The sequence below is a fragment of the Staphylococcus sp. 510 genome, from assembly GCF_057219715.1.
Map to the genome: position 1 here is coordinate 1 of NZ_JBXVVK010000024.1, position 9,640 is coordinate 9,640.

Annotated in this window: 10 protein-coding genes and 5 tRNA genes; 4 read left to right on the forward strand and 11 right to left on the reverse strand. The window is 31.2% G+C overall.

Features of this window, described 5'->3' with window-relative positions:
- Window positions 1-7 precede the first annotated feature (7 nt).
- From AC2D8K_RS11985 to hemE, 9 genes are all read right to left on the reverse strand, one after another.
- Window positions 8-81: transfer RNA gene (locus tag AC2D8K_RS11985), tRNA-Gly, on the reverse strand.
- 21 nt (window positions 82-102) lie between these two features.
- Window positions 103-178, reverse strand: a tRNA-His gene (locus tag AC2D8K_RS11990).
- 13 nt (window positions 179-191) lie between these two features.
- Window positions 192-264: transfer RNA gene (locus AC2D8K_RS11995), tRNA-Phe, on the reverse strand.
- A gap of 16 nt (window positions 265-280) precedes the next feature.
- Window positions 281-353 (reverse strand) — tRNA-Asp (locus tag AC2D8K_RS12000).
- Window positions 354-368: 15 nt separating this feature from the next.
- A tRNA-Met gene (locus tag AC2D8K_RS12005) sits at window positions 369-442 on the reverse strand.
- Between the two features lie 440 nt (window positions 443-882).
- Window positions 883-1,437 carry an RBBP9/YdeN family alpha/beta hydrolase gene (locus tag AC2D8K_RS12010; RefSeq protein WP_002452122.1) on the reverse strand — a complete coding sequence of 185 codons (555 nt, stop codon included), beginning with the start codon at window positions 1,435-1,437 and terminating at the stop codon, window positions 883-885.
- 132 nt (window positions 1,438-1,569) lie between these two features.
- Window positions 1,570-2,967, reverse strand: coding sequence for a protoporphyrinogen oxidase (gene hemY / locus AC2D8K_RS12015; protein WP_172852448.1), 1,398 nt, complete (start codon window positions 2,965-2,967; stop codon window positions 1,570-1,572).
- A gap of 21 nt (window positions 2,968-2,988) precedes the next feature.
- The gene (hemH, locus tag AC2D8K_RS12020) at window positions 2,989-3,912 is read right to left on the reverse strand and encodes a ferrochelatase (protein WP_002452120.1); all 924 of its coding nucleotides are present in this window, start codon (window positions 3,910-3,912) and stop codon (window positions 2,989-2,991) included.
- A gap of 61 nt (window positions 3,913-3,973) precedes the next feature.
- A complete protein-coding gene (gene hemE / locus AC2D8K_RS12025) occupies window positions 3,974-5,011 on the reverse strand; it encodes a uroporphyrinogen decarboxylase (RefSeq protein WP_484698777.1) in 1,038 nt (345 codons plus the stop codon).
- 334 nt (window positions 5,012-5,345) lie between these two features.
- Between hemE and traP the strand changes: the two genes are divergently transcribed.
- Entirely contained in the window at window positions 5,346-5,849 is a 504-nt protein-coding gene (gene traP, locus AC2D8K_RS12030; RefSeq protein WP_002452118.1) for a signal transduction protein TRAP, read from the forward strand.
- A 56-nt stretch (window positions 5,850-5,905) separates the two neighbouring features.
- Here the strand turns inward: traP and ecsB are convergent, their stop codons facing one another.
- A complete protein-coding gene (gene ecsB / locus AC2D8K_RS12035) occupies window positions 5,906-7,129 on the reverse strand; it encodes an ABC transporter permease EcsB (RefSeq protein WP_002452117.1) in 1,224 nt (407 codons plus the stop codon).
- Entirely contained in the window at window positions 7,122-7,862 is a 741-nt protein-coding gene (ecsA, locus tag AC2D8K_RS12040) for an ABC transporter ATP-binding protein EcsA (protein ID WP_002452116.1), read from the reverse strand. The genes ecsB and ecsA overlap by 8 nt, the downstream gene beginning before the upstream one ends.
- Window positions 7,863-7,993: 131 nt before the next feature.
- Between ecsA and AC2D8K_RS12045 the strand changes: the two genes are divergently transcribed.
- From AC2D8K_RS12045 to AC2D8K_RS12055, 3 genes are all read left to right on the forward strand, one after another.
- Window positions 7,994-8,419, forward strand: coding sequence for an HIT family protein (locus AC2D8K_RS12045; protein WP_002452115.1), 426 nt, complete (start codon window positions 7,994-7,996; stop codon window positions 8,417-8,419).
- A 77-nt stretch (window positions 8,420-8,496) separates the two neighbouring features.
- Complete coding sequence (locus tag AC2D8K_RS12050) at window positions 8,497-8,868, forward strand: YtxH domain-containing protein (protein ID WP_002452114.1); 372 nt, start codon at window positions 8,497-8,499, stop codon at window positions 8,866-8,868.
- A gap of 193 nt (window positions 8,869-9,061) precedes the next feature.
- Window positions 9,062-9,619 (forward strand): DUF3267 domain-containing protein, encoded by a 558-nt coding sequence (locus AC2D8K_RS12055; protein WP_002452113.1) that lies wholly within the window; start codon window positions 9,062-9,064, stop codon window positions 9,617-9,619.
- The last annotated feature ends 21 nt before the right edge of the window (window positions 9,620-9,640 follow it).

Here is a 9,640-nt window from a genome sequence, read left to right on the forward strand (position 1 = left end):
ATAATAATGGAGCGGGTGATGGGAATCGAACCCACAACATCAGCTTGGAAGGCTGAGGTTTTGCCATTAAACTACACCCGCATGTGAAATGTAATACGATTATGGGGCGGTTGAAGGGAATCGAACCCTCGAATGTCGGAACCACAATCCGATGCGTTAACCACTTCGCCACAACCGCCAAAAATGACGAATGGTTCAGGACAGAGTCGAACTGCCGACACATGGAGCTTCAATCCATTGCTCTACCAACTGAGCTACTGAACCATAATATTAATAATGACGGTCTCGACGGGAATCGAACCCGCGATCTCCTGCGTGACAGGCAGGCGTGTTAACCGCTACACTACGAGACCTATTAAAACTATGTATTGCGGGAGGCGGATTTGAACCACCGACCTTCGGGTTATGAGCCCGACGAGCTACCGAACTGCTCCATCCCGCGATAATATTATTTTTGACTACTTGATTATTGTACCATCATTAGCTTAATAAAGTCAACACTTTTTTAAAACTAAATTTACATTGTTTGAATTAATAAAACAATCGATACGTTCAAGTCGCTTTAATACGCTCTCGCTTAACACTTTATTAGTATATTAAGTTTGTTACTATTAGTCAATATTAATTCCAAATTAAAATGTGTAAAAATTACTACTTGATTTCATTTTATAACAAAAGTGTCTAAATGGCCTTCTATTATATTAACTTTCATCCAATATTGATAGTTTTTCTATAAAATGATCATCTTCTATTATTCATGTTTTCTGTTTTTTATCCCTTACTGCTACTAAATGGATCACAATATCAAATGACTAACGCCATACTTATCTATTCTAAATAAGTACGGCGCATATTTAAAATTATATTATTAATTTCCCTACCCTATTGCGTCATAAATCCTTGCATACGATTTTGTAGTGATGTGAATGTAGTAAAACCATCCTCTTCCATAAAATGGCCACCATCTTCAACAACTCGCATACGTCCATCTAAGGTATCCATGAGTCTCTTAGTTTCTTTATATGAAACATGTGTATCATTTTTAGAACTCAAACCATAAAAATGATCTACTTTACTTTTAACTCGTTCATAATTAATCGTTACTCCATGTAAATCAATATTTTCATCTATGTCTACTGCATCATCTTTAAAACCAGCAATACTGAATAGCCCTTCAACATTTTGTTCTAATGTTTCTATAAATTTCAAAGTCGCTATCGTTCCAAATCCATGTGTTACAAAATATGTATCTTTCTTTCTTACATTTAATTGTTGTTGCATTTGCTTAACCCACATATCAATTTTAGCAGGAGTATTAGCTTCTAAATTAAAAAGAGAGACTTTATATCCTTCTAACGTTAAATTGTGACCTAACCATTCATACCAATGATTATGTGCATTTCCTACACTTGAATGAACAATGATGACATCTGTCATTTTTTATCAACCTCACTTCTAGATTAAGTAGCAGTCTTTATCATGAACGTATTTATCTTTATTCTATATCAAAAGCACTTTAAAAAGACATTATTATCCTTTTAAAGTGCTTTAATTAAATTATAAAACGTATTAACGTAATTCCTCTAGCATTTCATCAACCGCATTATGACCTTGTTGGATACAATCAGGTAGGCCTACCGCTTCAAATGGCGCCCCTGTAATTTTTAATCGCGGATAAGTTCGTTTAATATGTTCTTGAATTTTTCTAATTTGTTTAATGTGGCCTACATGGTATTGAGGCATACTTTTCGGTAATCGATTAACTATTGTGAATTCAGGATCACCTTTAAATGTCATCATTTGTTTTAAATCACGACGCACTATAGATACAATTTCTTCATCTGTATGATCATCCACAACAGTATCACCTGGTTTACCAACATAAGCTCTAATTAAAACTTTGCCTTCTGGTGTTGTAAATGGCCATTTTTTAGATGTCCATGTACATGCCGTAATATCTGTATTACTTGTTCTAGCAATAACAAAACCAGTACCATCATAAGTATTTTCAATATCTTTTTCATCAAATGCTAGGACAACAGTTGCAACTGTTGTTGAATCCATCGTATTGAAATAATCAAATGCTGGATCATGATTGAACCATTGCATAAACACTTGTTGAGGTGTAGTGACTAATACACCGTCATAAACTTCATTTTTACCATCAACAACCACTTGATAGTCTCTTTGAGATACAATAATATCTTCAACTTTAGTGTTATATTTAATGTCTACACCTTGATTTTTAACAGCTTTTTCAAGTGCTTCGATAAATGAGCTTAAACCATGGTTGAACTGTTTAAATTGTCCTTTCGGCACACCTGGATATAATTGACGTTGTTTAATACGTTGTTCTTTTTCATCTTTCATACCTTTAATTAAGCTACCAAAGGCTTCTTCTTTTTCTTTAAAGTTAGGAAATGTACTCATTAAACTTAAGTCATCTATATTTGTACCATAGATACCACCCATCAGTGGTTCAATTAAATTTTCAAGTACTTCATCACCTAAACGCTGTCTAAAGAAATCACCTACTGAAATGTCATCTTCTATTTCGATAGGCTTTTTAAATAAATCTAATCCAGCTCTAAGTTTACCTAATGGTGAAATTAATTTAGTTTTGATAAAAGGTTTAATATCCGTTGGTATTCCCATAATAGAACCACCAGGTATCGGATATAATTTATTTTTAGCATAAATGTATGATTGACCTGTCGTATTGGTAATTAAATCATTACCTAATCCAATTTCATTAGCTATATCAGTCATAATCGTTTTTCTACCTAAATAAGACTCTGGGCCTAATTCAATCGTATAGCCATCTTTACGATATGTTTGGATTTTTCCACCTGGTCGATTGGTTGCCTCATAAATGGTTACATTTAAATGAGGATTTTGTTTTTTCATATAGTAAGCACTTGTTAAGCCGGTTATACCTGCACCGATGATTGCTACATTCTTACTCAAAATCATTCACGCTTCCTTCTATTAAAATACTGATTTAATTTCGTCTACAATTGCTCCGATAAATAATGGATGTGTATTAGGCATTTCTGGACGATAATAATTTGCACCGATGTCGTCACAAACAACTTTACATTCATAGTCATTATCATATAAAACTTCTAAATGTTCGCATACAAATCCAACTGGTGTATAGATAAAGTTTTTATAACCATGGGCTTCATATAAATCTCTAGTTAAATCTTGTACATCAGGCCCTAACCAAGGTGTACCAGTATTACCTTCTGATTGCCAACCTTCAGCAACATGGATAATATTTGATTTAACTTTTAATTGTTCTGCTGTGTCATGTAGCTCTTTAGGATATGGATCATTGTTTCTTTCAATTAATCCTTTAGGTAGACTGTGTGCTGATACAACTAATACAGTATCGTCATGTTCTTCAGATGGAATCTGTTTTAAAGTATCATCAATTTGATTAGTCCAAAATTCTAAGAATTTCGGTTGGTAATAATAATGTTTAACATGATGTAATTGAATACCGTATTTTTCAGCCACTTGATCAGCACGTTCATCATAAGAGCCCACTGAAAAGCTTGAATAATGTGGTGCTAAAACTACAGTTACTGCTTCAGTTATACCATCGTTATTCATAGACTCAACTGCTTCTTCTATATATGGAGAAATATGTTTTAAACCTAAATATAACTTAAATTCAACATCATCATATGCGCTATTTAAGGCATCTCTTAATGCTTCTGCCTGTCTGTCTGTTGTACCTGCTAATGGTGATAAGCCACCTATAAATTCATAGCGATTTTTTAAATCTTGTAGTTCTTCGTCTGTTGGTTTTTTACCATGTCTGATATCAGTATAATAAGGTTCAATGTCACTCTCTTTATAAGGTGTGCCATAAGCCATAACTAATAATCCTATTGTTTTACTCATTTATAAAACCATCCTTTAATCTAATCATATTACTTACATTATTCAAATTGAATTAAGAGAACTACTGTTGAGTATAATCATGTACAAATTGACTTACTTTACGAAGTGTTTCTGGTTGAACTTCTGGGAATACGCCGTGTCCAAGATTAAAGATATGTTTACCTCTAGACATACCTTGATCCAAAATGTCTTTTAATCTTTCTTCAATTACTTCCCATGGTGCTAATAATAATGAAGGGTCTAAATTACCTTGTAATGTTTTGTTTACACCCATTTGTTGAGCTTGCTGAATAGATGTTCTCCAATCTAGACCTAGCACATCAATTGGTAAATCATTCCATTCATTAATTAAATGACTTGCTCCAACTCCAAACAATATGACTGGAACGTGATGTTGACGCTTAATACCATTTACTAATTTATCCATACCTGGTTTAATATATTTTCTATAATCTTGAACATTTAAAGCGCCTACCCATGAGTCGAAGATTTGAATCAATTTGGCTCCTGCTTCTATTTGTGCATTAACGTAATCTATAGAAATTGCAACCAAATGATCCATTAAAGCAAACCAAGTAGCTTCATCACGATACATCATTGCTTTAGTTAAATTGTAATTTTTAGATGGTCCGCCTTCTATCATATATGAAGCTAAAGTGAATGGAGCACCAGTAAATCCAATTAACGGTACATTTAATTTTTCTTCAGTTAAAATTTTTATCGTATCTAAAACATATGGTACATCTCGTTTTGGATCAATTTGAGAAAGTTTTTCAACATCTTGTACTGATTTTATTGGATTTTGTATCACTGGTCCAATTCCCGATTTAATCTCAACATCTACACCAATAGGTTTTAACGGTGTCATAATATCTTTATATAAAATCGCTGCATCTGTGTTGTAATTATCAACTGGTAAGTGTGTGACATATGCACATAATTCAGGTTGATGCGTAATATCGAATAATGAATATTTCTCTTTTAATTTACGGTATTCTGGCTGTGACCTCCCTGCCTGACGCATAAACCAGACCGGTGTATGGGATGTCTTTTCACCTTTTATCATTTTTAAAATCGTATCATTCTTGGTATGCACCATATAGTCCCCCTAAATTAAAATCATTCTTATCTATAATATCATATTGTATGTTCGTTCGTATTTTAATGTGCTTAAATGTCATAAAAAAGACATAGTAAAATTATTTGGAAATATGAACTACTTACAAATTGTCATAATTTTTTATTTAGATATTGAAATTCAATATAATAACTCGTCATTTTATATCATGGATATAATATAATTCCATTTAATTTCAGTTTAATTTGTAATAAATCAAAACATTCTTATACATTTATTTTAAAAATCAGACTTTTAAGGTAGAAAATAAAAATTGATAATCGTATAATTAATAAAAACGAGGGAGGTAACTGTCATGAATTTATATACATCTTATGGGACTTATGGATTTTTAAATCAAATTCAACTTAATAATCCAGATCATAATTTATACCAATATTCAGCATCAGATACTTCAGTTATATTAGAAGAAACTGAAGGAAAATCTGTACTAAAACATCCAAGTGCTTATGAAGTGTTATACAGTGTGGGTGAATTTAATGAAGATCATTTTTACTGTGCACTGTTTATTCCTTCATCAGAAGATCATAAAAATCAATTAGAAAAACAATTGCTTCATTTAGGTGCACCTTTTGACACTTTCGGTGGATTCAAAAGTTATCGATTATTACGACCTTTAGAAGGCAATACTTATAAATTGTATTTTGGTTTTGCTAATCGTAGTGCATATGAAGACTTTAAGTCATCTGATTTATTCCAAGATCATTTTTCTAAAGCAGCATTAAATCAATTCTTTGGATATAGTGGCCAACATTCAAGCTACTTTGAACGTTACTTATATCCAGTTGATCATAATTAAAAAATAAGTTGTCCTATAGCGTAGATACTTCTTTCGCTATAGGACAACTTTTTCATTTAATCTCTTAATAATGTTTCTTGGTATTTTAATTTTTTAATGGTACTTCTAATTGTTAAATAACCAACTAAGAAGAATACGATTGAAAAGAAAAATAATGTTGGATTCATGATTGAAAATGTAATTGTTAATATCAAACCAATAATAATCATAAGTCTATATAAAAACTTCTCATAACCCTTGATAACAATTGTATCAGGTACTGGCCAAACCTGTGGCCATAGTCCATAGGCTTGTTGAGTATAAAACTGAGACATTTGTAATAAAGTAATATACATAAACAGACTACCTATTAATATAGATACTACTGGATTTGAAAGCCATACCATTAATATCACCGCAATAAGTGTCAATCTTAATATGATGCTAAAGGCATCTCTACCTCGTACAAAACTTCGTATAAATAAATATAAATACATTTGATTTGCATTAAACTTTTTACCTTTTGGTACCGGCAAGATAAAATCTAAATAACTACGTCTAACCGCTGATTCTCTAAGATGTTTGACATCGGTAAACATATTTACAAACTTATAATAATTAGTATAATGTCTATGTTCTACCCCAATCATTCTATCCCATGGGTATAATTGTTTGTCTGCTTTAGATTTTAAAATAACAATCAATATTAATATGACTAACGTGATAATTAACGCGAAATACGTTTGCATTCCGAGAATCAAATAATAGTTAATACTTAAAATAATAAAAAAGCCTATATTCATTAACCAAGTTGATACATCTAATTGATAACCAATCCATCTTAGGCATAATACTAAATAGGGTAATATTAGTGCAATTACTACAAAAACAATATAGTACTGCAAATGGTGATGATTTAATTTATAAAATAATGGAAATGGTACAATGAGTAATACCAATTGCATTATTATTCTTGCAAAGTAACTATATTGAATACTTAATGACATATATCGTTTCATATACTTTTCAAACGGTAATAAAAAAATCTGATCTGCTTCTTTTAATAATGTTCTTAATGGAAATAATGAAGCAATCGCGATAATCATACTAGTTATAAGTGCATAATCGATATGCTTAGGTATATGTTTTAACCACTCTCCGTACCCCATGATAAAAGCACCGAACAAGATTAAAAGAAAGACAGTAAAATGACCATTAAAAATAAATTTATTGTAGTAATTCTTTTCTTTACGTATCGCCTTTTGACGCTTTCTAAATAATGTCGTTGCTTGATTATTCATTGGCATGTCCACCTTGAGTAACATGTATATAAATATCATCAAGTGTATGATGATTTAGACCAGTTTGCGTTCTTAATTCCTCTAAATTTCCAAAGGCCACAACTTCACCTTTATCTAAAATGATAAAACGATCACAGTAGCGTTCGGCAGTGGCTAAGATATGTGTACTCATTAACACTGTACGCCCTTCATTTTTCTTTTCTACCATTAAATCAAGCATAGACTGTATACCTAATGGGTCTAAACCTAAAAATGGTTCGTCAATAATGTACAATTCAGGATTAACAATAAAAGCACATATGATCATCACTTTTTGCTTCATACCTTTTGAAAAATGGCTTGGGAAGACTTTTAATTCATCTTGTAACCTAAATATTTTTAATAATGGTTCTGCCCTTTTCATTGCTTCTTCTTGAGATAGACCATATGCCATTGCAGTCATTTCAATATGTTCTTGTAACGTTAATTCATCATAAATAACTGGTGATTCTGGAATATATGATAATTTTCGACGATATGTTTCAATATCGTCTGTTATATTAGTATTTGAAATTGATAATGAGCCTGATGTAGGTGTTAAAAGTCCTAACATATGTTTGATCGTAGTACTTTTACCAGCACCATTCAGACCAATTAATCCAACGATTTCGCCTTTTTTTAATTCAAAATTAATATCCTTAATTACAGGTCGTTTACCGTAACCACCTGTTAGATGTTCTACTTTTACTGTCATAAGGCACCTCCACGAGACCTATTGTATCAAAAATAATGAATTACACCTAAAATTAGCTATGAAGAATGACGAATTTTTGTTAGTAATGCTATAATATACTTTAAGATGAAGAGAAGAGGAGTGTAATCAACATGTCTGAAACGATTTTCAGTAAAATTATTACTGGTGAAATTCCTAGCTTTAAAATTTATGAAAATGATTATGTCTATGCCTTTTTAGATATTTCTCAAGTAACGAAAGGTCATACACTGTTAATCCCTAAAAAAGCCTCAGCAAATATCTTTGAAACAGATGAAGAAACAATGAAACATATAGGTGTTGCTCTTCCTAAAGTGGCAAATGCAATTAAAAAAGCATTTAATCCTGATGGCTTAAACATTATACAAAATAATGGTGAATTCGCCGATCAATCTGTTTTCCATTTACATTTCCATTTAATTCCAAGATATGAAAATGACATTGATGGTTTTGGTTATAAATGGGAAACACATGAAGAAACGTTAAATGATGAAGTCAAAAAAGAAATTGCTGCTCAAATTCAAGCTCAATTTGAATAATCATGCTTAATTTGTCTTAAAATGGGTATAAGATGAATAATACAATTATCCGAGATATAAAAGTGAGGAGATTTATAATGAAAGTAACACGCGTATTGTTTGGTATTGGCGTAGGTGTTGCCGCAGGTTTCGCAGTCTCATTGCGTAATCGTGATGACCAAAGCGTTAAAAATAACACGATTGATGGCGGACAACCAACTGGCGCTCAATCAGAGTTACAACGTGAACTAGAAACAATGAAACAATCATTTAATGACATATTAAATTATAGTTCACAAATTAAAAATGAAGGAACAGAATTTGGTAGTTCAATCGGTGATGAAATCAAAACATTAATCGGTAACTTCAAGTCTGATATTAACCCTAATATTGAAAAGCTACAATCTCACATTGAGAATTTACAAAACCGTGGCGAAGAAATCAGTAACACATTTTCTAAAGAAAAATAAATGAATCATTATTGGGTTTCCCCTATTCAAAAAGTGCAATCAATAATTGCATTTTTGAATAGGGGTTTCTAATATATTGAATCACTTTTGAATTATGGTGTTTGACTGTTTTTTACTAAAGTACCTATTGACTTCATCTCTAATTCAATAGATAATACCATACATATATTGACTAAGAAATGAGGCATGTTGCATGTTTTTATGTACAAGACAAATTGATATTCATGAAAGATTTGGTATACCTAGAATTGCATTCATGAGCATCGTTGGTACCATTATAATGTTTTTGTTTAGTTATGAAGTCATGTACTTTTTTAGTAACACGCCATTATCAGATAAACATTTTTTGATTGTGCTTGTACTTATATTTTTTATGTATCCATTGCATAAAGGGGTTCATTTATTATTTTTCTTACCCTTTTACAAATCATTTCGAATTCATAAATTAACTCGAAAGAAATGGATTCCATATTTTAATACTTATGTAAATACACCTATTCATAAAGTTTATTTTTGTATCAACTTGATATTACCTTTTATATTAATATCATCTTTATTTATTTTTTTATGTATGTATTTCCCTCAATATGGACATTATTGTATGTTTCTATTAGCACTTAATTTTGGTTTTTCTGTACTTGATTTACTTTATTTAAAAATCCTAGTGTTTTCAAACTATGGTAATTATATTGAAGAACATCAATCAGGCGTTCACATTTTAAAAAAAGAAAAATTCGTTTCTACTTTATAAGTTTAAATCTAAAGAGGTCGG